This window comes from Sphingobium soli (assembly GCF_020782245.1).
Classification (GTDB): domain Bacteria; phylum Pseudomonadota; class Alphaproteobacteria; order Sphingomonadales; family Sphingomonadaceae; genus Sphingobium; species Sphingobium soli.
The window spans coordinates 164542-191118 of sequence record NZ_JAJGNP010000005.1; the positions used below are offsets into that span (position 1 = coordinate 164542).

The following is a 26577-nucleotide window of genomic DNA, read 5'->3' on the forward strand; positions in this document are numbered from 1 at the left end:
CTCACTGTCCCTCGTTGCGCTGCATCCGCCGATAGCGTGGCAAAGCGGCAAGCTTGTTCTCCTGCCACTCCTCCAGGGTCGCGCGGGCGCGGTCCTTGAGGCGGCTGGCAATTTCCTTCTCGCGGTTCGCTGCAAGAGTCATGCCTTCTTTCACTTCGACATTGCGGCGCGCGTCATAGAGCGCGCCATCAAGCTGGCGACTGGCCTGTTCCAAGCGCGTCGCAAGTTCCTGCATCGCGGCGAAGGATGCGCCATTGGCCATGCCCTGCGTCTCGAACAATTCGTCGCGCACGGCGCGCAGTCGCTCCAGATTATGGGCGATGCCATTGGCCTCGTCGCGGGCGCGCGCGGTTTCGGCGACCGCCATGGAATGCTGGACCGCGCGCACGCGCAACACGCGCTGGCGGCGATTGACCAGCCCCTTCACGCGCCAAAGCCGGCGATGAGCGCGGCGGCGCTGGTGTCGAGGTCGATGCGGCTTTTCTGATCCTGCCGGATGAAATCGAGGATTTCCTGCCGGCGCTTGACCGCTTCGTCGATCACCGGGTCATTGCCGGGGCGATAGGCGCCCATCAGGATAAGATCGCGATTTTCCTCATAGGCGGCCCACAGGCGGCGATAGCCGGCGGCGGCCTGGCGATGGTCGTCGGGGACGACGTCCGCCATGACGCGCGACAGGGACTTGCCGATGTCGATGGCGGGGAAGATCGCCTGTTCCGACAATTGGCGCGACAGCACGAAATGCCCGTCGACAATGGCGCGGGCGGCATCGACGATCGGATCGTCGGTGTCGTCGCCATCGGCCAGTACGGTGTAGAGCGCGGTGATCGACCCGCCGGTGCGCGCGTCGACGCCGGCGCGCTCGACAAGCCGGGGAATGAGCGCGAGCGCCGAGGGCGGATAGCCCTTCATCGCCGGCGGCTCACCCAGCGCCAGCCCGATTTCGCGCTGGGCATGGGCGCAGCGGGTCAGGCTGTCGATCAGCAGCAGCACCTTCTTGCCACGGGCGCGGAAATATTCGGCGATGGCGGTGGCGCGAGCAGCGGCGCGCAGGCGCAGCACCGGGGGATGATCGGCGGGCACGGCGACGACGATCGACTTGTGCATCGCGTTCTTGAGCTTGGTTTCCAGGAAGTCGCTGACTTCGCGCCCGCGTTCGCCGATCAGGCCCGTGACGACGATGTCGGCTTCCGCGCCGGCGATCATCTGGCCCATCAAAACCGACTTGCCGACGCCAGACCCTGCGATGATGGCGATGCGCTGGCCGCGCCCGGCGGTGAGCAAGGCGTTGACCGCGCGCACGCCCAGGTCAAAGGGTTCGGTGACGCGGCCGCGATCGAGGACATTGCCCTTGACGCCATTGAGCGGCCAGGTGCCGCCCGTGATGATCGGCCCCTTGCGGTCCAGCGGCTGGCCCATCGCGTCGATGACGCGGCCGATCAGTCCGTCGCCCACCTGCACCATATTCGCCTGGCTGTCCGGTTCGACGCGAATGCCGTTTTCCAGCGGCGCGTCGGCGTCGAGCGGCACCAGCAATGTGCGGTCGCCGCGAAAGCCGACGACTTCGGCGCGGCAGACCGACCCATCGCTCGCCAGCACCCGCGCGCCCGACCCGATCGGGCGGCGAAAGCCGGTGACTTCCAGCATGCCCGCATCATGGCTGACCAACCGGCCGACATGGCGCGGGGCGCGGTTCTGCACCTGCAAATGATCGAACAGATGTTCCGCCTGACGCAGCGCTGCCTGGATCATGATTTGCCTTCCATGTCATCCATCAGCGCGCGCAGGCGCGACAGGCGCACGTCCGGGCCATCCTCGACCCAGCCGTCCGCCGTTTCCAGCCGCACGCAACCGCGCTGCATGCTCTTGTCGGCGACCATCGGCACGCCGATCGTCTCGCCTTCCAGCAGCGAAACGTCGTCAGGATGCAGGTGCAGCGCGCTTTTGTCCTGATTGCTTTCGATGAAGGCTGCGACCGTGTCGCACCGGTCGACCAGCCGCTCCAGATCGATCTCCACCTCGCCGACAATCTGTTCGACGAGGCGCACGACGGTTGCGGACAACATGGTCGACAACATGCCGCTGGGCGCGGGCGCGAGCAGGTCCAGCGCCTCGGCCAGGCGCGCGCGCGCATCGGTATCGGCGGAATTGGCCTCGGCGGTGACGCGGCAGCCTTCGTCGAAGCCCAGCGTGAAAGCCTCCATACGGGCTTCCTCGACCAGATCGACTTCCGGCTCCACCTCGATCACAGCGCCGCGCATCGCGGCGGTCAGCTGCCCCGCAGGCGCGGTATAGAGGCTGCGAAAGCCGCCTTCGGCCGGGCGGAAGCCCGCGACGGTGACCGGCGCGACGTCCCGAACCGCCTCTGCGCCCCAGATCCTAGACAAAGTCGTTGCCCTTTCCGCCGAGCATGATGGTGCCGGCGTCCGCCATGCGGCGCGCGGTCGCGATGATGAGTTTTTGCGCGTCGATCACTTCGGCCAGGCGAATAGGGCCGCGCTCCTCGATCTCGTCGGCGATCGCCTGCGCCGCGCGGGCGGACATGCAGCTGAAAATCTTGCCCTTGAGCAGGTCGTTCGCGCCCTTGAGCGCGACAACCAGCACCGTGCTGTCGATCGTGCGCATCAGCGTGCCCAGATTCTTGTCATCCATGTCGATGAGGTTGTCGAAGACGAACATCTCCTCCTCGATCGTCTGGGCGATCATCTTGTCGCGCTTGGCGACGGCTTTCATGATCCGCTGTTCATTGTCCTTGCGGACATTGTTCATGATCGCGGCCGCCTCAACCGTGCCGCCGCGCTGGGATGCAGCGCCCTGCTTGGAGGCGGGACCGCGCAGCAGCAGTTGCTCCAGATCCTCCAGCGCCTCGTTCGACACGGGGCCGAGCGTGGCGATACGATAGACGATTTCCTCCTGATATTCGGACGGCAGCAATTGCAGCACGTCGGCCGCGACCGGCGCCTCCAGATGCGCCAGCACGATCGCCATAATCTGGGGATGCTCCATTTCGATGAGCACCGCGATTTCCTTGGCATCCATCCATTTGAGCATTTCCAGCTGGGTGGAGCGGGTCGGCGGGGTGATGCGCGCCAGGATGGTTTCCGCGCGCTCCTCGCCCAGCGCCTTGGTCATCGCGCCGCGGATATGGCGAGTCGCGCCATAGCCGATGGTGGTGCGCTTCTTGGCCTTGGTGACGAAATGGTCGAGCGCCTCGTTCACTTCCTCCGGGTCGACATCCTGCACGTCATACATGGCATAGCCAAGCTGGCGCACTTCGTCGGGTTCCAGGCGGGAAAGGATCTGCGCGGCTTCATCCTCGTTGAACAGCATCAGCAGGACGGCGGCGGCGGCGCTGCCCTTGAGCGCCTCGGGACGGCCAGGGACGATCTCAGGCATTTTCCTTTTCCTTCTTCGCGTCCTTCAGCAGATCGCGCACCACCAGGGCGGCGCGATCCGGGTCCTGCTTCACGAAGTTGCGAATGAGGTCGGCGCGCTGCGCATAGTCATAGGTGGACGAAATCATGTCGAGCGTCACCGGGGCGGAGGGGTCGGCCGGATTGGCGACCGCTTGCTTGGTGAGTTCGGTCGAGATCGCCTGGCCGATCACCTGCTTCTGTTCGGCGCGTTCGGCAGCCGCAGCCTCCTGCGCGGCGGCGCGGCGTTTGAGCAGCGGGCGGCCGATGCCGAAGATCACCAGCAGCGCAACCAGCAAGGCCGACACGTTGCGCGCCAGCGGCGCGATCCAGTCCGCTTCATACCAGGGCGTCTCGGCGGTCGCTTCCTTGACGAAGCTGCGCGAGGAGAGCGCGACCACGTCGCCACGGGTCTGGTCGAAACCGACCGCGCCCTTCACCAATGCTTCCAGCGCGGCGATTTCCTGCGGCGAACGGGGCTTGCCGTCCGGGCCATTGTCCAGCGCGACCGCGACCGACAGCCGCTTGACCGTGCCGGTGGCGTCGCGGACGACGGACACTTCGCGGCCCAGTTCGAAATTGCGGTTGAATGTTTCCTCGGTCTTCATCAGCGGATCGGCGGGCGTGCCGGGACCCTGCGCCTGAGCCGTCTGGCCCTGCGTCACCGCCTGGCCATTGGGGTTGGTCTGCGTGACCGTGGGGTCGACGGGCGCCTGGTTGCTGAGCGCGCCGGGGATGCCGCTCGCCTCGCCCTTGCCCTGCCCGCGCGGGTCGGACGCCCAGCTGCCCGCTTCGCTGCGCAGCCGCGCTTCGTCCTGCGGATAGGTTTCGCGGGTCGCCTGGCGTTCGGCGAAATTCAGTTCGGCATGGACTTCGGTCGAAAAATTGCCGTCGCCCAAAATCGGCGTCAGCAGCGCGATCACCGACTGGCGATAGCGATCCTCGATCTTGCCCTGCATCGCAAGCTGGCGGTCATCGCCCGCATTGCCATCATTGTCGGTCAGCAACCGGCCATTCTGGTCGACCAGCGAGATATCGTCCGGGCTGAGTTCAGGGATGGAGGACGCGACCAGATGGACGATCGCGCTCACCTGCTGCTGGGTCAGTTGCCGGCCCTGCGCCAGGCGCAGCATCACCGATGCCGACGGCTTGGTGCGTTCGCGCAGGAACACGCTGGGTGGTTCGACGGCCAGATGCACCTTGGCGGTTTCGACGCTGTCGATCGCCTCGATCGTGCGAGCGAGGTCCATTTCGCGGGCCGAGCGCAGCTTTTCGCCCTCGACCGCGCGGCTGGCGCCCATCGGCAGGCTGTCGATCATGCTGTTGCCGTCGGGCGCGCTCTTGGGCAGGCCCTGGGCGGCGAGCATCATCTTCGCCTTGAAATAATCATCTTCCGCGACCGTCATCGCGCCCGAATTGTCGAAGTCGTAGCGCACGCCATTCTGGTCCAGCACCTGCGCGACGGCCGACTTGTCGGAATCGGGCAGGCCCCGGAACAGGTCGCGTTGCGGCGGCTCGCGCAGCGCGAGCCAGGCCGCGCCGGCGACCGCGACGGTGCCAATGAGGCCCAGCAGCGGCAGGCTTTTCGCCACGGCGGGCTGTTTCATGAAGCCGGTGACGCGCGCCTTGATCGCGTCCATGCCCTTGGCGCCATTGCCGCCAAAGCCGGTGGTCGCCCCTGCGGGCAGAGCGGGCGCTGCGGCGCCGACGGCGGTGGAAAGTGCGTTCTCGCTCATCGATTATACCGGCATGCTCATGATGTCCTTGTAGGCGGACAGGAGTTTGTTGCGGACTTGCAGGGTCGCTTCGAAGCTGACCGACGCCTGTTGCTTGGCCAGCATGACGCCGGCGATGTCGGTGGTTTCGCCACGCTCGAACGAGGCGGCGGCCTCACCGGCCTGCGTTTGCAAGCCATTGACCTGTTGCAGCGCGCTGCTCAGCGCCTCGGTAAAGGCGCCGGGCTTGCTATCCTGAACGCCGCCAGCCGCGCCCGCGCCCGTAGCAGGGCCGGTCTGGGCGATATCGCGCAACGCTGCGTTCTTTTGCAGGATGGCGTTGCGGATCGCCATCACGCTGTCCGTAGGGGAAATGCCGTTCATGTCACGCGCTCCTGTCAGGCGGCGGCAAGGTCACGCATCTCGGCGAGCCGATAGCGCAGGGTGCGTTCCGAAATGCCCAGCTTGCGCGCGGCGGCGGCACGGTGGCCGTCGGTTTCGCGCAGCGCCAGCCGCACCGCTTCCAGCTTGGAATGGCGGGTCAGGTCGCGCAGCAGGATCGGTTCGGCGGCGCTCATCGGCGCGGCAGTGCCGGCAACGACGCCCAGCGGCTGCGGCGCGCCGGCCATGTGCAGGTCGTCGGCGTCGATCCGATCGCCCTCGCGCAGCACCAGCGCGCGCTGGAGCACATTGCCCAGTTCACGGGCATTGCCGGGCCAGCCATGGGCGGCCAGTTTGTCGAGCGCGGCGGCGGTCGGCCAGACGAAGCCAGCCTTTGCGCCGTCCTGCTGGCGCAACAGCATGGCGGCGGCGATCGCGGCGATGTCGCCCCGGCGTTCGGCCAGCGGGCGCAGTTCCAGCGCCATGACGTTCAGGCGCCAGTAAAGATCTTCGCGGAAGCGCCCGGCGGCGACTTCGGCGGCGAGGTTGCGGTTGCATGCGGCGATGATGCGGACATTGACCGGCACCGGATGCGTCGCGCCCACGGGCAACACTTCGCCTTCCTGCAAGGCGCGCAGCAGCTTGGCCTGGAGCGCCAGCGGCAGCTCGGCGATTTCATCGAGGAACAGCGTGCCGCCATCGGCTGCCAGGAACAGGCCTTCGGACGATTGGGCCGCGCCGGTGAAGCTGCCCTTCTTGTGCCCGAACAGCATCGCTTCCATCATGGTTTCGGGCAACGCCGCGCAGTTGACGGCGATGAAGTCATGCGCGGTGCGGCCGGACCGGGCATGAAGGAAGCGCGCCATGCCTTCCTTGCCGGTGCCGGTGTCGCCCTGGATGAGCACGGTGGCGTCGCTGCGCGCGACCCGGGCGGCGAGCGACATGAGATGCGCGCTGGCGGCATCGCCCACGGCCGGAACCGATACGGGCCGCGCGAGTTCAGCGATCAGGGCAAAGGCAAAGCCCATGTCCTCAAGGCCGAAGGCGACACGCGCCGGCAAGCCATTGGCGGCAGCTACCAGCGATGGCGCGCCGTCGATCAGGCTGATCAGGATGTCGCGATGCGTTGCGTGACCGATCTCGGTCGCCAGCAGCACCCGGCGGCTGTCCTTTTCACGCGGGCTTTGCGCATCGACGATACGGACGCTGTAGAAAGCATTTTCGAGCCAGTGCTGCAGCCCGGGAACGAGCGCGCAGACCCCACGGCTCACGTCAAACGATGACATGAACTTTTCCCACCTATTTGTCTGGCTTGTGCCCCCGCACGCCCCAGTCCCTTCGATGGTTAACTTTTACCCGTTCCGTGGTTATCAGATGGTTAACACGGCAAGTTTGTTGCCGCTTGCCGGCAAATAATTTCCGCCGCTGCCGCCGCTTGCAGGCTTTAGATTATCGCGCGCGCGTAAAAAGCCCTGAAAACCGGCCGATTCCAGAAAAATCGCATATAGCCCTAAAAGCCTCAGCCGCCCCGCCGTTATCCCCTTTCGAGGCCGCAAGCAGCCTGATGGCAGCGACCTGATCGACACACGGAAAGGGAATATCATGACTGTTATCGGAACCAACACCGCAGCGCTGCGCTCGGCCAACGCTTCCTCGATGGCCAGCAAGTCGCTGAGCACCGCCATGGAGCGCCTGTCGACCGGCAAGCGCATCAACAGCGCCAAGGACGACGCCGCCGGCCTCGCCATCGCTTCGTCGATGACCGCACAGATCAAGGGCATGACCCAGGGCGTGCGCAATGCCAATGACGGCATCAGCCTGGCGCAGACGGCCGAAGGCGGCCTGGGCGAAGTCAGCAACATGTTGCAGCGTATGCGTGAACTGACGGTTCAGGCGCTGAACGGCACCAACGACGCCGACGCCAAGAGCAACATCCAGGCGGAAATTTCGCAGCTCGCCACCCAGATCACCGACACGCTGGCGAACACCGAATTCAACGGCACCAAGCTGTTCGACGGTTCGACCGCCACGGTCAGCATCCAGGCTGGCGCGAACGCCGCCGACACGGTCGACATCGACCTGGACGACGTCGCTGGCAACGCCGACGTGACCGCAGCGCTCGCCGTCGACGCCACCACGGCGACGACCGCTGACCTCGCCACGTTCGACGATGCGCTCAAGGCGATCGCGACGACCCGTGCGAACCTGGGTGCGGTTCAGAACCGCCTCGAATCGACGGTCAACAACCTGACCAACAACATCACCAGCCTGACCGATGCGAAGAGCCGCATCGAAGACGCCGACTTCTCGGCCGAAACGACCGCTCTCGCCAAGCAGCAGATCCTGAGCCAGGCGTCGACCGCGATGCTGGCCCAGGCCAACCAGAGCCAGCAGGGCGTGCTCAAGCTGATCGGCTAAGACTGACGAAATTGGACGGCTGAGGCCTTGGTCACCGCCAGCCGTCCAATGGAGCTTCCGGCGCATCAACAGTCCCCACCGCGCCGGCGGCGACACCTTCGATCGAACGACCTCCCTGTTTGAAGCCTCCGTCCCCCCGGGCGGAGGCTTCTTCGTTTCGGGAGGGATACAAGTCCGGGCTTGATCGTTTTGCCGCTCGATGAGCCAGACCATGATCCAGATCGACCGGCGCGCGATGATCGCGGCTTCGGGCGCCGCCCTCCTCCTGCCCTCCATGCTCCATGCACAAGGCCTGACCGGCAACCGCCCCACCCCCTTTTCCTGGGACCGGCTGGTGGCGCACGCGCAGCAGTTGACCCGCACCCCCTTCAAGGAAACCCCCGCCCATCCGGGCGCGGCCAAGGTCGACTATATCGCCCAGCATGAAGCGCGCTTTCGCGACGACCGCACCTTGTGGGGCGACCTGCCCGGTGACACTGGCATCCGCTTCTTCCCGCTGTCGCAATATTCGACCCAGCCGGTCAGCATCGCGACGGTCGAAAATGGCAGAGCGACGCCGCTGCGCTATGATGCCGACATGTTCGATGCGCCGGCCGGCAATGCGGTAAAGGCACTTGGCCCCAATGCGGGCTTTGCCGGTTTTCGCATCATGAACGCGGCGCGCGACGGCGACTGGCTGTCCTTCCTGGGCGCCAGCTATTTTCGCGCGCCCAGCCCGCAAAAGCAGTTCGGCCTGTCCGCCCGCGCCATCGCAATCAACACGAGCCTGGGCAAAGAGGAATTTCCCCGCTTCACCCATTTCTGGCTGGAGCGAACGGGCAAGAGCAGCGTCACAATTTATGCCTTGCTCGACGGCGCGTCGATTACCGGCGCCTATCGCTTCGTCAGCCGATTGGGGGCCGATGGCGTCACGCAGGATGTGACCGCCGCCCTGTTCCCGCGCCGGCCGATCGAGGAACTGGGGCTGATGGCGATGACCAGCATGTTCTGGTATGATCAGGCGAACCGGGGCAAGGGCACCGACTGGCGGCCCGAAATCCACGACAGCGACATATTGTCGATCGCCAGCGCCGACGGCACCGCCCATGCCCGTCCGATCATCAACCCGCCCAACCCACTGGTAAGCGCCTTTGCCGAGCGCGATCCCAAGGGCTTCGGCTTGGTCCAGCGCGACCGCGATTTCGACCATTATCAGGATGACGGGGTCTATTATGATCGCCGCCCGACGCTGTGGGCGGCCCCGTCCGCGCCGCTTGGCGCAGGCGAGGTGCGGCTCTACAGCTTCCCGACCGACAGCGAATATACCGACAATGTCGTCGCCTACTGGGCGCCGTCGGCGCCTGCGACACCGGGCCGGCGGATCGACGCCAGCTATCGCGTGGACTGGAGCGCAGCGCGCGCACCCGCGTCGGAAGCGCTGGGGAACGAGGTCGCGATCGTCCAGAATGTCTGGCGCGGGCGCGGCGACGAAGAAGGCAGCGACCGGCTGGTCATCGATTTTGCCGGCGTCGCCGATGGCGCAAAGCCCGAAATCTGGACCGACATCAGCGCGGGCACGATGATCAAGACAGCGGGCTATCCCGTGCTCGGCCAGCCTGGCCTGTATCGCATGGTGCTCGACCTCAAGCGCGAAGGGGCCGGGCTGACCGATATTCGGGCGCAGTTGCGGCTGGGCGATCGTGCAATCAGCGAATATGTGCACTATCCTGTCGGCCCCTGAGCGGAACCGTTACGGACCCGATCGGTTCTGACGCTTTGGGTCAACAGGGAACGGGGCCGAAATCATGGACGAGCACGTCGTGCCGACGACCGACCCGCCGGCCGGGGACAAGCCCCTGCCCCGCGCCTTTGAACAGGTGCCCGCGCAAAGTCCGCTCGCCATGCCGGAGCAGGATTTCGACACGACGCCGCCGCTGATCGCGCGGCGCCGCTTCAATATCGACCTGTGGGCGCGCCGCCTGCTGGTGATCGCGCTGACGCTGATCCCTGCCGCGCTGGCCGCCCATGAAATGCGCCGGTCCATCGGGCTGGACGGCATCAGCGCGTTGGAGGGTGTCTATCTCGCCCTCTTCATCTCCCTTTTCGCCTGGATCGCCTTCGGCTTTGCGACCGCCGCCATCGGGTTCCTGCTGCTGACCGTGGGCAAGGGGCGCAGCGTCACCCCCCGCCCCCTGCGCGCGTCCGAACCGCTGCGCGGCAAGACCGCGATCCTGCTGCCGGTGTGCAATGAGGATTTTCTGGGCGTACTTGGCCGCCTGTCGATCATGGAGCGCAGCCTGGCGCAGGTGATGGGCCGGGAGCGGTTCGAATTCTTCATCCTGTCCGATTCAAACGTGGAAAGCGGCGAAACCGAAAAGCGCGCCTATCTGGAAATGCGCGACTCTTTTTCGCGCCCGGTCCATTATCGCCGCCGCGCGCTCAATATCGGGCGCAAGCCCGGCAACATCGCCGAATGGGTAACGCGTTTTGGTGGCGGCTATGATCACATGATCGTGCTGGACGCCGACAGCATCATGAGCGGGCAGACCATGGCGCGGCTGGCCGCCGATATGGAGCGGCACCCGCATGTCGGCCTTATCCAGACCGTGCCCACAGTCATGGGCGCGGCAACGCTGTTCGCGCGCTGGCAGCAATTTGCCAGCCGCCTGTTCGGCCCGATTTCCGCTGCGGGCATGATCTGGTGGGCGGGCAGCGAAGGCATGTTCTGGGGCCATAACGCGATCGTGCGCGTGCGCGCCTTCGCCGAAAGCTGCGGCCTGCCCGAACTGCCCGGTCGCGCACCCTTTGGCGGCCATATCCTCAGCCACGACATGCTGGAAGCCGCGCTGTTGCGCCGGCGCGGCTGGGACGTGCACATGGTGACGGCGGACGACAGTTTCGAAGAATTTCCGCCGTCCATGCCCGACCTGTTCACCCGCGACCGCCGCTGGTGCCAGGGCAATATCCAGCATGTGCCGCTGCTGATCCGCATTGCGGGCCTGCACCCTCTAAGCCGGTTCCAGCTGCTGGTCGGGGCGACCGCCTATTGCACATCCCCCATGTGGCTGGCGCTAATGCTGGTGGTGCTGGGCGGCGCGGCCAGCGGCATCTGGCCGCCGGCAGAGGTGCTGCCATCGGGCGCCCTGCTGGGCGTTACGGCGCTGCTGTTGTTCGGCCCGAAAATCCTCGCGATATTCTGGGCGATGGCGGACCCGGCGCGGCGCATCGGCTTTGGCGGCGCAGTGCGCATGACGCGCGGCGTCCTAGTCGACATCATCCTGTCCATCCTGATGGCGCCGGTCGCGATGCTGACCCAGACGATCAACCTTGTCACCATATTGATGGGTCGCAAGGCCAGCTGGAACGGCCAGACCCGCGACCGCGACGGCATGGCGATCGGCAGCGCGATCTGGCTGTTCAAATGGCATATCTTGCTGGGCGTCGGCCTGACCTGGCTGGCGGTGGAGGCGGGCGCGGTCGGCTGGACGCTGCCGGTGGTCGCTGGCCTGTTCGCAGCGCCCCTGCTCGCGGCGATTACCGCGCGCAAGGATTTGGGCGCACGGGCGGAAAGAAGCGGTCTGTTTCAGGTCGCCGACCCATGGTGGCGAACGCAAAGCTATCGCCCTCTGCGTTTCCGCTGGCCAAATGGGGAAAAGCGCCGCGCGATCGCGGCCAACGACGAATAGTCAAAAAATGCGCCCCGACTGATAGCGGGCTAGGCTGCGCCCGTCACTCGTCCCAATCGCGCAATTTCTCGCGCAGCTTGTCGAGCGCGGCCTTCTTGATCTGGCACACGCGCGCCGCGCCGATGTCCAGCGTCTGGCCGATTTCCTCCAGGTTCATTTCCTCGACGAAATAGAGTTGCAGCACCATCGCCTCGCGCTGGGGCAGTTCGCTGATGCAGGCAGCCATTGCCTTCTTGAGTGATTCGCGCTCCAGCACCTGGTCGGCGCGGTCCTCGACATCGGCGAACCACATGGACTGGTCGGAATAGACTTCGTCCATGCTGGTATGCTGGACCATTTCGACGCTGTCGGCGGCCTCGCGATAGGCGGCCGGCTCCAGCCCCATCTCGCTCGACATTTCCGCCTCGGTCGGCAACCGGCCCAGCTGCTGCTCCAGCCGATTGCGGACCCCGGCAATTTCTTTCCGCCTCGCCATTGCCGACCGGCAAAGCGTTGCCTGCCGCCGCAAATGGTCGATCATCGCGCCGCGCACGCGCAGTTGCGCATAGGCGGCAAAGCCAAGCCCGCGATCCTCGAAACTGTTGGCGGCCTCGACCAGCGCGACCATGCCGATCTGGAGGAGGTCCTCCACCTCGATGGCGGTCGAAACCCGCCCATGGACATGCCAGGCGATCTTGCGCACCAGCGGCATATATTGGCGGGCCAGCCGCTCGGGGCTATGCTCGCCCGGTTTGCCATAAGTGTGGGCGCCAACCGCGATCTTGTTCATATACATGACCTAGTCCCAGTTTCTTCAAGCCACGCGTTCGCGCATCTGATCCGGCCGGGGCAGCGGATCATGGCGGGGCGCGGGGCGCGATTCATTGCCTACCACCGCAACCACTTCCACACCCTTACCGTCGGGAATTTCCAGGAAGGACAGGACCGGCGTTTCGGGCAGATGCGGCTTGAACAGACGCGCAAGCGCGCGCCGCGCGACGGGTGATGTGACGATGGCGAAATTGCGTGCCTGGCCCAGCATCGGGCGGGCGGCGTTCACCACCTGCTCGACAATGCGGTTGGCGAGGCTCGGCTCGATCGGATGGCGGGCATCGCCTGCGACGCGCATCGCCTGCGCCAGCATCGCTTCCAGCTCGCCGTCCAGCGTAATGACCGGCAGCGGCATCTTCACCGGCACCAGCCCCTGGATGATCAGCGCGCCGATCCGCTGGCGCACCGCTTCGACCAGCTGCTCGTGGCTCATGTCGGGGCGACCGCCATCGACCATCGCCTCGCAGATGCGGCGGAAATCCTTGAGCGCGATGCCTTCGCTCAGCAGCGCGCGGCACAGCGCGCTGATCTGCGTGAGGTTGAGCAGGCCCGGCGTCAACCCATCGACCAGTTGCGGGGCGACGTCCTTCAGATTGTCGAGCAGCTTGCGCGCTTCGTCCAGGCCGAACATTTCGGCCGCGTTCATCGCGATCAACTGGTTGAGATGCGTCGCGACCACCGTCGGCGGATCGACCACGGTATAGCCCGCGACCACCGCCTCGCTGCGCTTGGCCTGCGAAATCCACACCGCGTCGAGGCCAAAGGTCGGATCCTTGGCCGGGCGGCCGGTGACGGTGCCTTCCAGCGCGCCGCTGTCGAGCGCCAGCAGATCGTCGGGCCAGATTTCATCCTCGCCCACGACGACGCCGGCGATGGTGATGCGATATTGATTGGGCTCCAGCGCCAGATTGTCCTTCACGCGCACCATCGGCACGACGAAGCCCAGTTCCTTGGACAGCTGGCGGCGGATTCCAGTGATGCGGGCCATGAGCGGCGCACCCTTGCGCTCGTCCACTAGGGAGATGAGGCCATAGCCGATCTCCAGCCCGAGGATCGCGCCGTCCGACACGTCGTCCCATTCGATCAGCGCGGGGTTGGGCGCGGGCGGCGGCGGCGCGGGCTCGGCGGCCTTTTTCTGGCTCGCCTTGCGCAATTGCCAGGCGATACCGCCGGCAACGGCAGCGGCCGGCAGGATGATCATGTGCGGCATGCCCGGCAGGATGCCCAGGAAGCCAAGGATCGCGGCGACCGGCACCCAGGCGCGGCCTGTGCCGAATTGCCCGGCGACTTGCGCCGACAGATCCTGCTCGCTCTTGACGCGGGTGACGATGGACGCCGCCGCGATCGAGAGCAGCAACGCCGGAATCTGCGCGACCAGCGCGTCGCCGATCGCCAGGATGATGTAGGTCTGCGCGGCCTCGCCAATGGCCAGGCCATGGCTGACCACGCCCAAGATGATGCCGCCGATGATGTTGATGACCAGGATCAGGATGCCCGCGACCGCGTCACCCTTCACGAACTTGCTGGCGCCGTCCATCGACCCGTAGAAATCCGCTTCGGTCGCGACTTCGGCACGGCGGATCTTGGCCTCTTCAGGGGTCAGAAGACCGGCGTTCAAGTCGGCGTCGATCGCCATCTGCTTGCCCGGCAGGGCGTCCAGCGTGAAGCGGGCCGACACTTCGGACACGCGGCCCGCGCCCTTGGTGATGACGACCAGGTTGATGATCATCAGGATGGCGAAGACGAAGATGCCCACGACATAGTCGCCGCCGATCAGGAAATGGCCGAACGCCTCGATCACCTGCCCCGCCGCATCCGCGCCCTCATGCCCCGACACCAGCACCACGCGGGTCGAGGCGACGTTGAGCGCCAGGCGCAGCAAAGTCGCGAACAGAAGGACCGTCGGGAAGCTGGAGAAATCGAGCGGCTTGGCGGCGTTCAGCGCCACCATCAGCACGGCGAGCGAAATCATGATGTTGGTGATGAAGCCGATGTCCAGCATGACCGCCGGGACCGGCACCATCATGAACAGGACCACCATCAGGGTCGCGAAGGGCAGCACCGCGCCCTTGACGGCGCTCATCCAGATCTTCGCTTTGACTTGGGCAGGGGACATGGTCGGCCGTTACCTTCCGAGGGTGGCAAGCATGAGATAGGCAAGACGCGCCGTCTGCGGCTGCGGCCGGACGCTGACGTCGGGCTGCTGGCTGAGGCGCTGGGTTTCGATCCGCACATAATCGGCGGGCTGGACGGTCCGTGCGCCACTCGGCAGGCTGGCAGCGGCGCTGGAGGCGTCGGCATATTGGACCGGGCCGCCCAGGCTGTCGGAGCTTTTCTGCAACTTGGCGGCGAAACGGTCGCGAATTTCCGAAAAGCTGCGCGCATTGCCGGACCGGTCGTAAAAGATAGACCGGTTGGCGCGCGCGGCGGACGGGAAGAGCGAGGCGGCGCTCGCGCCGGGCGCGCGGTCATGGACCGACAGGAATTTGGTCGCGCCGCCCACCCCCAGGAAATGCGCGAGATAGAGATCGACCGGCTCGGCCTCCCGGCCCAACTTCGATTCCAGATAGGCCTTATTGTCGGCGGCATGCTGCGCGGCCATCACCGACGCGGTTTCGGGATGCTTACGCAGATCGAGAATCTGCTGGCGCAATTGCGGGTCGGACACATGATAGCGGCCGTTGCTGCCCTGGCTGATCGCGTCCGACGCCCAGCCCAGCCCATATTCGCTGCCATGCTTGTCGATGACGGCAAGCCAGCTCTGGTCGATGAACTGATAAAGGCCGGTGGCGGAGGAGGTGGTGGCCCGCGCGGTCGGATTGAGGCTCGATTCGATCTTCGCCTGCCCCAGCAGATAGCTGAAGTCGACACCCGTGCGCCGGCTCGCCATGGCGATCGCGTTGGTGACGCGATTGCCGGTCGATCCGGAAGTTGCCGAAATGTCTGCGAATGCCGACACGATGCTCTAAATCCCCAATTGCTAGCGAGGACATTAGAGCAAGGCTTGTGCCAAGATTTGGTTAACGCGCAGGCAGGAATTTGTCCGCCCCGCAACGAAAAACGGCGCCCGAAGGCGCCGCTTTAGGTTTAACGCAGAAAAATTTTCAGCGGCCGTAGGTCAGGGGCGCGGCGCGCGCGCCGTGCGACGCCAAGATGGACAGGCGCTGGCTGGCATGATCGGCCAGCAGATTGACGCGCACCCGCGCGCTTTCGATCAGCGGCAGCATCGCGCTGATCCGCTCCACCACCGCCGGGTCGGACCGCCAGGCGCCAATGGCGCGCACCCCGGCGGCGGCGCGGCTGACCCGGTCGCTCGCCTGCTCGATCGCCGACACGTCACTGCCGGTCAGCGCGTCGCGCAGGCCGTCAAATGCTGCGAACAGATCATCAAGGGCGGCAAGGCCGAGCGGCATGGCGGCAAATCCTTATTTCTGGGGCAGATCGAGTTCGAGCATGCGTTCGGCGATCGCATCCGCGTTCACCGGATAATTGCCCGACGCGATCGCGCTCTTGATCGCGGCAATCTTGTCCATGTCCACCGGCGCGCCTTCGGCCGCCATGCGGGCAGCGGGGCTGGCGACGTCCGCCGCCGCTGACGCCGGCACGGAACCGGTTGGCGCGGCAGCGCGCGTCTTGCCGCTTTCGCGCAGGCTGGTCGCGCCGATCGCATTGCCGATGCTCTGTCCAACAGAGTTGATCATGATCTTAATCCTTCACTCGTCCTTTGACCCTTATAACGGACAAGTTCAAAAATCATTAAATCCTGGAATGCGCACCATGCCCATTTCGACGATCTGGGCGAAAACCGGCGGACTTTTGCGGTCTTCGCGCACGCGGATCGTGTCGCCGATCGCGCCGCCTTCGTCCGCGATCATCATGCGCGACACGCTGAAACGGGCATTGCCGGCCATCAGCTGCACCGGATCGCCCTTGCGCACCACATCTTCCCTGGGCGCGGCGGCGACAGCGGCGCGGGTAAAGCCGTTCGACGGCCCAGCGCGTGGATTGGAACCGGGCACGGGGCCATAGCTGGCGGCGGCGACGCCCTTGACCAGCGGCACGCGGATGCGCCAGCCCAGCGCTTCGCACTTGACCATCGCCGCGCCGAAAACGGGACCTTCGACCGTGGGGGTGCTGGGGCAGGACGCCAGGCGCAGCCGGCGATCGACAGGTGCGGCCGGACCGCCCGGCTCACCCATATTGGCGCCGACGGTCATCGCGACAAGGCTGTCGATGCGATCGAGATTTTCGAACGTCTGCTGCGCCAGCGCGGGCTGCACAGTGGCAATCGCGGCGATGGCGGAGAGGAGGAACGAAAGGCGAAGCACGGCAGTCTCCTGTCAGGACTAAAGTTTCTGCCAGTCGAATACGCAATTTTCGTGCCAGTCGGTTCAACCCGCGGCTTTGCTGCCGGGGGCGACGCGGATCCATTGCCCCTGCCCCGCCTGTCCGTCCGCCTGGTCCAGGCCCCGGATCAGCAGCCGGTCGCGGACCAGCCCGCGCGCCTGCAACGCCCGCGCAACCGCGCCCAGTCGCGCGGCGGCCAGATCCCATTCGTCGAACCGCTCGTGGCGGGCGTCCGCACCATGGCTGCGGATTTCCACCGCCGGCGCATTGGCGAAGCGGCGCGCAAGGGCGGCAATCTGCGCCTCCCCTCGCGCGCTCAGCAGCGCTTCGCCCGGCAGGAACAGGTCAGCGGCGCGGATCTCCACGCCATCGGCCATCGGCCGGCCGCCAAATTGCCGGCTGACCTGCGCCAGCATCGCATCGCGCCGCGCCGCGATCCGCTCGCCTGCAACAGCACGAAGAAGGCAAGCAGCAACAGCAGCAGATCGGCAAAGCTGATTGCCCAGCGATTGCGCCGCACAAGGGGGAGTGGGCGCGCGCTCATGCCACTTCGCGCATGGCCGCGCGGCGCAACGGCGCATTTTCGCGCCGCGCGATCACCAGCATCCGGTCCGCCGCCTCCCGCTGCCAGGCCAGTTCCCGCTCCGACAGGTCGGCCAGGCGCGCGGCGATGGGCGCTGCGATGATGTTGGCGATGACGACGCCATAGAAGGTGGTGAGCAGCGCCAGCGCCATCGACGGCCCCAGCGCGGCGGGATCATCCATCGCCGCGAACATGCCGATCAGGCCCAATATCGTGCCCGCCATGCCCAGCGCTGGCGCGGCATCCGCCACCGACAGCCAGACGCGATGCGCCGCGCCATGACGCTGCGCCCGGTCAGCGAGCGCCTGCGTCGCCCACAGCGCGAATTGTTCGGTGCGGTCGCAATTGGCCAGCTTGTGCGCGGCCTGCGTCAGGAAGGGATGAGCGGTCTTCACCCGGTCGGTGCAGGACAGTCCGCGCAGCTGCGCGACATGGTCGATCTGAAGCAGGGCGGCGCGCGCGGCGTCCTGATCGCGCAGCGGATTGGCGCGCAGCAACGGCGCCAGTGCTCCGATCGCGCGCCCACAAGCTGCAAGGCCGTTCTGGAACAGCGCCACCAGGGCAATCCCGCCCAGCATCGCCAGCAGCGTTGCCGGATCGAACAAATGGCTGAAAATCGCGAGCATGCGCCGTGTCGTCCCCATCGTTCATCGGCGGCCGGCAACGCCCTGCCGCCGACCGGCAAAAACTTGCCGCCCTTGCCGTCTCGCCTGCGAAAAGCCCGTATTCCCCAGCTTTGCCGCCTTGCCGATGCGTCACCCACGCAAATTGGCACGGCTCTTGCTGATCACAGGCTGGATCACCCGCAGGCGATGCCATCAGGCTTCAGAACGGCGGGTGAAGGATAAACTTTAGAGCGAATTTTTGAGCATGTCGGTCGAAGACAATCTGTTTGGGATCCATGGAAAGGCGCTGGCGCTTCGCTCGCAGCGCCTGTCCCTGCTCGCGTCCAACATCGCCAATGCCTCCACGCCCGGTTACAAGGCGCGCGACATCGACTTTGAAGCCGCGCTTAAGGAAGCGACGGCGCAATCGTCGGGCGCGACCTCCACCGACATGGGCAAGGCGGTCGAAGACGCCATGGGCTATCGCGTGCCGCTTCAGCCCAGCCTTGACGGCAATACGGTCGAACTCAGCACCGAACAGACGCTGTTTGCCGAAAACGCTGTCAAATATCGCACGACCCTCTCCTTCCTCGAGGGCCGGATCAACACCATCAACCGCGCGCTGAAGGGAGAATGAGCATGAGCGGCAATGGCGCCATGAACATCTTCGACATCGCCGGCCGCGCCATGAGCGCGCAGCTGGTGCGTCTCAACACGACCGCGTCCAACATGGCGAATGCCGGCAATGTCACCGGCAGCGCGCAAGATGCCTATCGCGCGATCAAGCCAGTCTTCACGTCCGTCACGGACAGCCCCGGCGTGTCGACGGTCAAGGTTTCGGACGTCGTCACCACCAAGGCCGAGCCGACCAAGCGCCACGACCCCAATCATCCGCTGGCCGACGCCAATGGCGATGTGTGGGAAGCGGCGGTCGACAGCAATGCCGAGCTGGTCGACATGATCGAGACTGCCCGCATGTACCAGAACAACGTCCAGGTGCTCAACACCGCCAAATCCCTGATGCTCGAAACCATAAGGATCGGCAAATGACGAGCGTTTCCACCGTCACCGACAGCGCGGGGCTTTCGGTCTATAATCCCAATGCGACCGTTGGCACCGGCAGCGCGACGATGGATCAGGCCAGCTTCCTCAAGCTCCTGACCGCGCAGATGCAATATCAGGACCCGTTCGAACCCGTCGACAATGCCGAGATGGTGTCGCAGATGGCGACCATCACCAATTCGAGCGGCATCGCCGAGATGAACGCCAACCTGGCGTCGATCAAGGAGGAGCTGACCGGCACGCGCCTGGGCGATGCGGCCAGCTGGATCGGCAAGTCGATGCTGGTCCAAAGCAATGTCGCCGTGCCCGACGCCAGCGGCTATTATGCCGGGCAGGTCAGCTTCGCCGACGCCACCAACGGCGCGACCGTCGACCTGGTCGATGGCAGCGGCAATGTCGTCAAGACCATTGACTTAGGGTCGCAGCAGGCGGGCGACGTCACCTTCTACTGGGATGGCAAGGACGACATGGGCGAAACCGTGTCCACCGACGCCCTGCAGGTGAAGGTCAACGGCGCCACCCCCAGGAAGGTCGCGACCTGGGCCACCATCGCCGCCGTCCAGTCACCCGCGGACGGTTCCTCTTCCAAACTGATCACCGCGCTCGGCAGCTACAGCCCGTCCGACGCGCTGAGCCTGATGTAGTTCTTAACCCCATCCTTTTCACCCAAGGAGCAACGCCATGTCCTTCTATGTTTCGCTTTCCGGTCTCAAGGGCGCGCAGGCCGACCTGTCCGCCATTTCCAACAATGTCGCCAACGTGAACTCGACTGCCTTCAAGAAGAGCAAGGCGCAGTTCGGCGATATCTTCGCCGCCTCGCCGATGCAGACGACGCATCAGGTCGCGGGTCAGGGCGTGCGCGTGCAGGGCATCACCCAGCAGTTCACGCAGGGCACGATCGAAACCACTGACAAGACGCTGGACCTTGCCATCACGGGCGAAGGCTTCTTCACCGTGAAAGGCGAGGATGGCACGATCAGCTACACCCGCAACGGCGCCTTTTCGGTCGATAATGACCGCTTCGCCGTCGACACCACCGGTTCGCGCATTCAGGTGTTCGCCGTCGATCCTGAAACCGGCGACCTCACCACCCCGCCGACGAGCGCCACGGGTCCGGGCGACCTCACCGACCTGCAAATCCCGACCACCTATAATAACGAAGCCGACGGCGCGCAGCTGACCAGCGTCGGCGTGTCGAAGGAAGGGCTTGTTTCGGCCATTTACGCCGATGGCAGCACCGTTTACCTGGGCCAGGTCGCGATGGCGTCCTTCAACAGCCTGGAAGGGCTGCGCCAGCAGGGCGACGCGCACTGGACCTCCACCGTGGAGAGCGGCAACCCGATCCTGGGCACCGCCAATCAGGGCATGTTCGGTTCGGTCAATTCCGGCTCGCTGGAACGCTCCAACGTCGACATCACCGACGAACTGGTCCAGCTGATCGCCGCCCAGCGCAATTTCCAGGCGAACAGCAAGGCGATCGAGGCGGCCAATACGCTGACCACCACCATCGTCAACATCCGTACCTAAGCGGTTTAGGCGCGGGATCAGGAGGAACAGCCCATGGACCGGCTCGTCAACACGGCACTGACGGCGATGCGCGGCGCGATGGCGCGGCAGGCGTCGATCGCGAACAACCTTGCCAATGCCAACACCGTTGGCTTTCGCGCGGAAATCGCCAATGCCGAAACGCGCTGGATCCAGGGCGAAAGCTTCGACACCCGCGCCCAGGCCTCCGAACAGGTGATCGCCGCCGACATGGCGCAAGGCGCGGTCACCGAAACGGGCAATCCGCTCGACGTGGCGCTGGACGGGGACGCACTGCTCACCGTTCAGGCCACCGACGGCAGCGAAGCCTATACGCGCCGCGGCGACCTCAAGGTTTCCGACAGCGGCCTGCTGACCACCGGCGACGGCCTGCCCGTGCTGGGCGAAGGCGGCCCGGTCATCCTGCCGCAGATGGACAGCGTCTCCATCGCCAAGGATGGCAGCATCTGGGGCGTGCCGCAGGGCGGCGATCCGGCCAACCCGCAGCAGGTCGACAAGCTCAAGCTGGTCAATGCGGCCGGCTCCAGCATCGCCAAGGGCAATGACGGCCTGTTCCGCGAAGTCAATGGCGGCGCCCTGCCCTCCGATCCGCTCGCCACCGTGACATCGGGATCGCTGGAAGGATCGAACGTCAATTCGACCCAGGCGCTGATCGACATGATCGAGGCCAGCCGCGCCTGGGAGACGCAGGTCAAGATGATCGACACCGCCAAACAGCTGGACGATGGCGGCGCGTCGCTGATGCGCCTCGACGGCTAGACCCTATGGTTAATATTGGCACGCCTCTTGCTTTGATGCGTGCATGAGCGGTCCGAGTGAGGATCGCATAACCGACTGAGCGGTCCGCGCGAGGATCGCGCCACGGAGAATGCACGATGAGCAACGCCGCCCTTCATGTCGCCCGCACCGGCCTTGACGCGCAGAACACGAAGATGCGCGTCATCGCCAACAACCTGGCGAACGTCAACACGACCGGTTTCAAGAAGGACCGCGCCGATTTCGAGACGCTGGCCTATCAGCAGATCGTGCAGGCCGGCGCCAATTCCGACGCGGAAAACAAGTTCGCCACCGGGCTGAACCTGGGATCGGGCGTGGCGCTCCAAGGCACCAGCAAGATCAATACGCAGGGCACGCTGACCCAGACCAGCAATGCGCTGGACATGGCGATCGAAGGATCGGGCTATTTCCAGGTGCAGCAGCCCGACGGCTCCATCGCCTATTCGCGCGCGGGCAATTTCAGCGTCACCGCCGAAGGCACGATCGTCACCGGCGACGGGCTGCCGCTCATCCCCCAGATCACCGTGCCGCAGGGCGCGACATCGGTGTCGATCGGCAATGACGGCACCGTTTCCGCGACCTTGCAGGGCGAAAGCGAACCAAGCCAGCTTGGCCAGATCGAACTGGCCAGCTTCATGAATCCGTCGGGCCTGCAATCGATCGGCGGCAATCTGCTGGTCGAAACCGCCGCCAGCGGCACGCCGCAGGTCGGCGTCGCTGGGCTGGAAGGGCGCGGGGTCATCCGGTCGGGCTATCTGGAAACGTCCAACGTCAACATCGTCGAGGAACTGGTCGACATGATCGAGACGCAGCGCGCCTATGAGGTGAACAGCAAGATGATCAAGGCGACCGACGAAATGCTCCAGTACGTCAACCAGAATATCTGAGCTGTGACGATGCGCATCTCCTTCACCCTTGTCGCCGCCGTTTCCGTGCTTGCCCTTGCCGCATCGCCCGCCGATGCGCGCAAGAAGAAGCGCGAGGTGGAGCGCGAATATTTCGCGCCGACCGTCATCGCCCAGCCGGCCGCGCCTGCGGCCAACGGCTCCATCTTCCAGACGTCGGTCGGCTATACGCCGCTGACCAGCGGCGCGCGCGCCACCACCGTCGGCGACATCATCACCATCGTGCTGGTCGAACGCACCCAGGCGTCCAAGAGCAACAGCGCCGACACCAGCCGCAGCGGCTCCTTCGGGCTGACGCCGCCAAGCACCGGCGTTCTTTCCAAGCTCTTTTCGCCCAGCGATGTCGCCATGGGCGGCAATAACGGATTCACCGGCAAGGGCGCGGCGACCCAGTCGAACGCGCTGTCGGGCGAAATCACCGTCACCATCGCGCAAGTCTATCCCAATGGCACCATGCTGGTGAAGGGCGAGAAGGCGTTGACGCTCAATCGCGGCGACGAATTCATCCAGATCAGCGGCCTTGTCCGCCAGGCCGACATCAGCCCGGACAACCGCATCGCCTCCACCCGCGTCGCCGACGCCAAGATCATCTACAAGGGCAAGGGCGAGATCGCCAATGCCAGCCGCCAGGGCTGGCTCCAGCGTTTCTTCTCCGCGATCAGCCCCTTCTGATGGAGAGCCAAGTGAGCGTTTTCCACCGCCTCTTTTCGCTGGTCGCGCTGTTCGCCGCCTTCGCCCTCGTCACGCCCGCCCATGCCGAGCGGATCAAGGATTTGGGCACGTTCCAGGGCGTGCGCCCCAACCAGCTGACCGGCTACGGCATCGTCGTGGGCCTGGCTGGCACGGGCGACGACAGCATCGAATATGCAACGCAGGGCATGAAGGGCGTCGTGTCGCGCTTTGGCCTGACGCTGCCACAGGGCGTCAACCCGGCGCTTAAGAACGCCGCCGCCGTGCTGGTGACGGCCGACCTGCCCGCCTTTTCCAAGCCCGGCCAGCGGCTGGACGTCACCGTGTCGGCGCTGGGCAAGGCCAAGTCGCTGCGCGGCGGCACGCTGATCATGACCCCGCTGCGCGGCGCGGACAATGAAATCTACGCCATGGCGCAGGGCAACCTCGCCGTCGGCGGCCTCGGCGTATCGGGTGCCGACGGCAGCCAGGTGTCGGTCAACATCCCCTCGGCCGGCCGCATCCCCAGCGGGGCGACAGTCGAGCGCGCGGTTGCGACCGGTTTCGACACCGCTCCCACCCTGACCTTCAACCTCGCCGAAGCGGACCTGACCACCGCTCTGCGCGTGGCCGATGGCATCAACCGTGCCTTTGGCGACAATCGGGCGAGCGCGGTCGACGCTGTTTCGGTGACGATCGCCGCCGCGCCGGGCGCGGAGCAGCGCATCATGATGATGGGCATGATCGAAAATATCGAGGTCGCGCCCGCCGACGCCCCGGCCCGCGTCATTGTCAACGCGCGCACCGGCACGGTCGTCATCAACGGCGCGGTCAAGATCCATCCGGCCGCCGTCGCGCACGGAAAACTGACGGTCAGCGTCAATGAATCGCCGCGCATCGTGCAGCCCGCCCCCTTCAGCCAGGGGCAGACTGCGGTCGAACCGTCGAGCAACATCAGCATCGACGAACAGAAAAAACCGATGATCAATTTTAAAGGTGGGGCGTCGCTGGCCGATATAGTCAAGGCGGTCAACGCCATCGGGGCATCCCCGGCGGACATGGTCGCGATCCTCGAAGCCTTGAAACAGGCGGGCGCGATGAAAGCCGATCTGGTGGTGCTGTGATGCAGGTGACGACAACTTCTCCGACGACGGCAGCGGCCGGGTCCGGCGCAGGGGGCGCGGATCGCGCCGCGCTGGACAAGGTCGCGCAGCAGTTCGAAGCGGTGTTCCTGCGCCAGATGATCGGCGCGATGCGCTCGGCCAGCCTGGCCGAGGGCATCACCGATTCCAGCGCCACCCAGCAATTTCAGGACATGGCCGACGCGCGCACCGCCGACGCGATGGCGAGCAAGGGCGCCATGGGCATCGCCGAACTGCTGATCAAGCAATTTGGCGCGCGCGTCGCCCCCACAACTGCCGACGCGCCCGCCCCTGACGGCGCGGCCGGGACGCCCGGCGCATGAGCGATCTTTTCATCATCGGGTCGTCGGGGACCAAGGCCTATCGCACCGCGATGGCCGCCATTTCCGAAAATATCGCCAATGCCGGCACCGACGGCTATGCCCGGCGCACGGTGACGACGGCGGAATCGGGGGCATCGACCTCCACCATGTCGCTCTACATCGCCAAGGCCAATTTCGGCGGCACGCAGGTGATGGGCGTCGATCGCGCGAGCGATCCCTATCTCGACGCGACTGTACGCACGACCGGCATGAACCTGGGCAGCGCGACGGCGCGGCTGCGCTGGCTGACCGACGCAGAAACCGCGATGAACGACAGCAGCACCGGCGTAGGCCAGCTGATGACCAGCATGTTCCAGAATATGGAAAAGCTGGCCGCTAGCCCTGGCGACACGTCACTGCGCGTCACCACGCTCGACAGCATCAGTCGCGTGGCGCAATCGTTCAACCAGACTGCGGCCGACCTCAAAAATGTGTCGGACGGCATCGCGACCGAAGCCACCGCCTCGGTCCAGACGATCAACCGTTCGCTGTCCGCGCTCGCCAATATCAACAACAGCCTGCTGCGCGCGCAGCCGGGCACATCCGCTTATGCGCAGTTGCTCGACAGCCGCGACGCCGCCTTGCAGGACCTGTCGGAAAATCTGAACGTCACGATCAGCTTTGGCGCGCATGACAGCGCCGAAATCAGCTTCGCCGGGCAGACGTTGGTCAGTGGCAACAGCGCCGCCAGCCTGTCGGTCGCGGCCAATGACGATGGCACGCTGGCGCTCAGCCTGAGCGACGGCACCGCGCTCAGCGCGCCTGCCAACGGCACGCTGGGCGGCCTGTTTTCCGCCGCGCAGACCGTCACCGAACGCCGCGCCAGCCTCGACACGCTGGCCGAACAGTTCGTCACCGACGTCAATGCCTGGCACGCGCAGGGCCTGACCGACGCCGGCACGGCGGGCGTTCCGCTGCTGTCCTATGGCGGCGGCGCGGCCAATGTCGCGGCACTCGTCACCGATCCCGCGCTGCTGGCGCTCAAATCCGCTGACGGCACGCTCAACGGCAATCTTTTGACCGTCACCTCCACCCTGCGCGGCAATGGCAGCGTCGAACAGGCCTGGACCTCGCTGGTCGCCACCCACGCCAACCTGCTGGGCGCGACCCAGGCGGAATTTGACACCGCCACCAACCGCAGCGACCAGGCCGTCGCCGCGCGAGAAGCGGTAAGCGGCGTCGATCTCGACATGGAAGCGGCCGACCTGCTGCGCCTGCAACAGGCCTATTCGGGCTGCGCCAAAATCCTGCAGATCGCCAAGGAAACCATCGATTCCATCCTCAACATCATCTGACCGGCAAAGGGCTGACTCATGGTAGGCATCACCAACAAGATCATGCTCGCTGAAATGCGCCGGCAGCAGAAATTGTCGCAAAGCATCGTCGACGGGCAGACCGCCATTTCGACCGGCATCACGCTTAACAAGCCGTCCGACAATGCGCTCGCCTGGGTGCAGGTGTCCGACATCGGCCGCGCGCAGGCGCAGCAGGCCGCCTGGCAGGCCAATGTCAGCTATGGCACGACCCGCGCCGCCACCGCCGAATCCAATCTGTCGGAAATCAACAGTCTCCTCACCCGCGCGCAGGAACTGGTGACGTCGGCCCGCAACGGGTCGCTCAACGACACCAGCCGCGCCGCCATCGTCGAGGAATTGGGCACGATCCGCACCACGATCGACGAAATGCTCAACCAGACCGACTATCAGGGCACGCCGGTGTTCGATGATGGGCAAAGCACGCTTGTCCCGGTCAGCCGGGGCCTCAACCTCGCCGTCGTCGGCACGAGGCAGGAAGTGTCCGAAGGCATCGACGTCAACGGCGCGCCCATGTCGATCAACGATGTCCTCTCCGCCAGCATCAGCGCGATCCAAAGCGGCGTCGACGCCGACATCGCCACCTCGCTCGACGGGGTCAAGGCGGCGCAGGCGCACATCACAGTCGAGCAGGCGAAGCAGGGCGTGCGCAGCGACCGGCTGGAAGTCATCGGCGACCGGCTGACCGATGTCGACATCGACCTCACCGAACGGCGGGCGGACCTGGAATCCACCGATCTTCAGCAAGTCATCTCGCGCCTTCAATCCCAGCTTCTGCAACTGGAAGCGGCGCAGTCCGCCTATGCGCGGATCAACCAGAAGACGCTGTTCGACATCATTGGCTGACGGCCGGGTAAAAAGCAGC

The 26577-nt window shown here is 65.6% G+C and carries 29 protein-coding genes and 1 pseudogene; 14 read left to right on the plus strand and 16 right to left on the minus strand.

Annotated features, from left to right (window positions below; all coding sequences use genetic code 11):
- Window position 1: 1 nt before the first annotated feature.
- From LL253_RS08965 to LL253_RS09000, 8 genes are all read right to left on the minus strand, one after another.
- Window positions 2-427, minus strand: coding sequence for a hypothetical protein (locus tag LL253_RS08965; protein WP_228226967.1), 426 nt, complete (start codon window positions 425-427; stop codon window positions 2-4).
- Complete coding sequence (locus LL253_RS08970; protein WP_009820830.1) at window positions 424-1752, minus strand: FliI/YscN family ATPase; 1329 nt, start codon at window positions 1750-1752, stop codon at window positions 424-426. The genes LL253_RS08965 and LL253_RS08970 overlap by 4 nt, the downstream gene beginning before the upstream one ends.
- Entirely contained in the window at window positions 1749-2387 is a 639-nt protein-coding gene (locus LL253_RS08975) for a FliH/SctL family protein (RefSeq protein ID WP_228226968.1), read from the minus strand. Before LL253_RS08975 ends, LL253_RS08970 begins: the two co-directional genes overlap by 4 nt.
- Window positions 2380-3396 carry a flagellar motor switch protein FliG gene (gene fliG / locus LL253_RS08980; RefSeq protein WP_009820828.1) on the minus strand — a complete coding sequence of 339 codons (1017 nt, stop codon included), beginning with the start codon at window positions 3394-3396 and terminating at the stop codon, window positions 2380-2382. The genes LL253_RS08975 and fliG overlap by 8 nt, the downstream gene beginning before the upstream one ends.
- The gene (fliF, locus tag LL253_RS08985; RefSeq protein WP_009820827.1) at window positions 3389-5149 is read right to left on the minus strand and encodes a flagellar basal-body MS-ring/collar protein FliF; all 1761 of its coding nucleotides are present in this window, start codon (window positions 5147-5149) and stop codon (window positions 3389-3391) included. Before fliF ends, fliG begins: the two co-directional genes overlap by 8 nt.
- A 3-nt stretch (window positions 5150-5152) precedes the next feature.
- On the minus strand, window positions 5153-5512 hold the full coding sequence (gene fliE / locus LL253_RS08990) for a flagellar hook-basal body complex protein FliE (RefSeq protein ID WP_037542053.1): 360 nt from the start codon (window positions 5510-5512) through the stop codon (window positions 5153-5155).
- Between the two features lie 14 nt (window positions 5513-5526).
- Window positions 5527-6795, minus strand: a complete 1269-nt coding sequence (locus tag LL253_RS08995; RefSeq protein ID WP_228226969.1) for a sigma 54-interacting transcriptional regulator — start codon at window positions 6793-6795, stop codon at window positions 5527-5529.
- An 84-nt stretch (window positions 6796-6879) separates the two neighbouring features.
- On the minus strand, window positions 6880-7194 hold the full coding sequence (locus LL253_RS09000) for a hypothetical protein (protein ID WP_228226970.1): 315 nt from the start codon (window positions 7192-7194) through the stop codon (window positions 6880-6882).
- Here LL253_RS09000 and LL253_RS09005 point away from each other — a divergent pair.
- From LL253_RS09005 to mdoH, 3 genes are all read left to right on the plus strand, one after another.
- A complete protein-coding gene (locus tag LL253_RS09005; protein ID WP_037542052.1) occupies window positions 7112-7927 on the plus strand; it encodes a flagellin N-terminal helical domain-containing protein in 816 nt (271 codons plus the stop codon). The two genes, LL253_RS09000 and LL253_RS09005, sit on opposite strands and share 83 nt — an antisense overlap.
- A 211-nt stretch (window positions 7928-8138) precedes the next feature.
- Window positions 8139-9647: a glucan biosynthesis protein gene (locus LL253_RS09010; RefSeq protein ID WP_228227018.1), complete on the plus strand. Its 1509-nt coding sequence runs from the start codon at window positions 8139-8141 to the stop codon at window positions 9645-9647.
- Window positions 9648-9711: 64 nt separating this feature from the next.
- Window positions 9712-11592, plus strand: a complete 1881-nt coding sequence (gene mdoH / locus LL253_RS09015) for a glucans biosynthesis glucosyltransferase MdoH (protein ID WP_009820822.1) — start codon at window positions 9712-9714, stop codon at window positions 11590-11592.
- A gap of 43 nt (window positions 11593-11635) precedes the next feature.
- Here mdoH and LL253_RS09020 read toward each other — a convergent pair whose 3' ends face one another.
- The 8 genes and pseudogenes from LL253_RS09020 to LL253_RS09060 all read right to left on the minus strand — a co-directional run bounded on the left by LL253_RS09020 (window position 11636) and on the right by LL253_RS09060 (window position 17958).
- Window positions 11636-12367 carry a sigma-70 family RNA polymerase sigma factor gene (locus LL253_RS09020; RefSeq protein WP_009820821.1) on the minus strand — a complete coding sequence of 244 codons (732 nt, stop codon included), beginning with the start codon at window positions 12365-12367 and terminating at the stop codon, window positions 11636-11638.
- Window positions 12368-12385: 18 nt separating this feature from the next.
- Window positions 12386-14518, minus strand: coding sequence for a flagellar biosynthesis protein FlhA (gene flhA, locus LL253_RS09025; protein WP_228226971.1), 2133 nt, complete (start codon window positions 14516-14518; stop codon window positions 12386-12388).
- Window positions 14519-14527: 9 nt separating this feature from the next.
- Window positions 14528-15361 carry a lysozyme family protein gene (locus LL253_RS09030; protein ID WP_228226972.1) on the minus strand — a complete coding sequence of 278 codons (834 nt, stop codon included), beginning with the start codon at window positions 15359-15361 and terminating at the stop codon, window positions 14528-14530.
- A gap of 145 nt (window positions 15362-15506) precedes the next feature.
- The gene (locus tag LL253_RS09035) at window positions 15507-15815 is read right to left on the minus strand and encodes a hypothetical protein (RefSeq protein ID WP_009820817.1); all 309 of its coding nucleotides are present in this window, start codon (window positions 15813-15815) and stop codon (window positions 15507-15509) included.
- A gap of 12 nt (window positions 15816-15827) precedes the next feature.
- Window positions 15828-16103, minus strand: a complete 276-nt coding sequence (flgM, locus tag LL253_RS09040) for a flagellar biosynthesis anti-sigma factor FlgM (RefSeq protein ID WP_009820816.1) — start codon at window positions 16101-16103, stop codon at window positions 15828-15830.
- 45 nt (window positions 16104-16148) lie between these two features.
- Window positions 16149-16730 (minus strand): flagella basal body P-ring formation protein FlgA, encoded by a 582-nt coding sequence (locus LL253_RS09045; RefSeq protein WP_228226973.1) that lies wholly within the window; start codon window positions 16728-16730, stop codon window positions 16149-16151.
- A gap of 63 nt (window positions 16731-16793) precedes the next feature.
- A pseudogene (locus LL253_RS09050) lies at window positions 16794-17293 on the minus strand (flagellar motor protein MotB).
- Window positions 17290-17958: a MotA/TolQ/ExbB proton channel family protein gene (locus LL253_RS09060; RefSeq protein ID WP_228221766.1), complete on the minus strand. Its 669-nt coding sequence runs from the start codon at window positions 17956-17958 to the stop codon at window positions 17290-17292. The pseudogene LL253_RS09050 and the gene LL253_RS09060 overlap by 4 nt, the downstream one beginning before the upstream one ends.
- Window positions 17959-18202: 244 nt before the next feature.
- Between LL253_RS09060 and flgB the strand changes: the two genes are divergently transcribed.
- The 11 genes from flgB (at window position 18203) to LL253_RS09115 (ending at window position 26558) form a co-directional block, all read left to right on the plus strand.
- A complete protein-coding gene (flgB, locus tag LL253_RS09065) occupies window positions 18203-18574 on the plus strand; it encodes a flagellar basal body rod protein FlgB (RefSeq protein WP_009820812.1) in 372 nt (123 codons plus the stop codon).
- 2 nt (window positions 18575-18576) lie between these two features.
- Window positions 18577-18987 carry a flagellar basal body rod protein FlgC gene (gene flgC / locus LL253_RS09070; RefSeq protein WP_021228793.1) on the plus strand — a complete coding sequence of 137 codons (411 nt, stop codon included), beginning with the start codon at window positions 18577-18579 and terminating at the stop codon, window positions 18985-18987.
- Window positions 18984-19643, plus strand: a complete 660-nt coding sequence (locus LL253_RS09075; protein ID WP_228226975.1) for a flagellar hook assembly protein FlgD — start codon at window positions 18984-18986, stop codon at window positions 19641-19643. The genes flgC and LL253_RS09075 overlap by 4 nt, the downstream gene beginning before the upstream one ends.
- A 37-nt stretch (window positions 19644-19680) precedes the next feature.
- Window positions 19681-20526, plus strand: coding sequence for a flagellar hook-basal body complex protein (locus LL253_RS09080; RefSeq protein WP_009820809.1), 846 nt, complete (start codon window positions 19681-19683; stop codon window positions 20524-20526).
- A gap of 33 nt (window positions 20527-20559) precedes the next feature.
- The gene (locus LL253_RS09085; RefSeq protein ID WP_009820808.1) at window positions 20560-21303 is read left to right on the plus strand and encodes a flagellar basal body rod protein FlgF; all 744 of its coding nucleotides are present in this window, start codon (window positions 20560-20562) and stop codon (window positions 21301-21303) included.
- Between the two features lie 116 nt (window positions 21304-21419).
- On the plus strand, window positions 21420-22208 hold the full coding sequence (gene flgG, locus LL253_RS09090; protein WP_228221768.1) for a flagellar basal-body rod protein FlgG: 789 nt from the start codon (window positions 21420-21422) through the stop codon (window positions 22206-22208).
- Between the two features lie 9 nt (window positions 22209-22217).
- Window positions 22218-22898 (plus strand): flagellar basal body L-ring protein FlgH, encoded by a 681-nt coding sequence (locus tag LL253_RS09095; RefSeq protein ID WP_009820806.1) that lies wholly within the window; start codon window positions 22218-22220, stop codon window positions 22896-22898.
- Window positions 22898-24019, plus strand: coding sequence for a flagellar basal body P-ring protein FlgI (locus tag LL253_RS09100; protein WP_228226976.1), 1122 nt, complete (start codon window positions 22898-22900; stop codon window positions 24017-24019). Before LL253_RS09095 ends, LL253_RS09100 begins: the two co-directional genes overlap by 1 nt.
- On the plus strand, window positions 24019-24360 hold the full coding sequence (locus tag LL253_RS09105; RefSeq protein ID WP_228226977.1) for a rod-binding protein: 342 nt from the start codon (window positions 24019-24021) through the stop codon (window positions 24358-24360). Before LL253_RS09100 ends, LL253_RS09105 begins: the two co-directional genes overlap by 1 nt.
- Window positions 24357-25694, plus strand: a complete 1338-nt coding sequence (gene flgK, locus LL253_RS09110; protein ID WP_228226978.1) for a flagellar hook-associated protein FlgK — start codon at window positions 24357-24359, stop codon at window positions 25692-25694. The genes LL253_RS09105 and flgK overlap by 4 nt, the downstream gene beginning before the upstream one ends.
- A gap of 18 nt (window positions 25695-25712) precedes the next feature.
- Entirely contained in the window at window positions 25713-26558 is an 846-nt protein-coding gene (locus tag LL253_RS09115; RefSeq protein ID WP_228221772.1) for a flagellin, read from the plus strand.
- Window positions 26559-26577 lie beyond the last annotated feature (19 nt).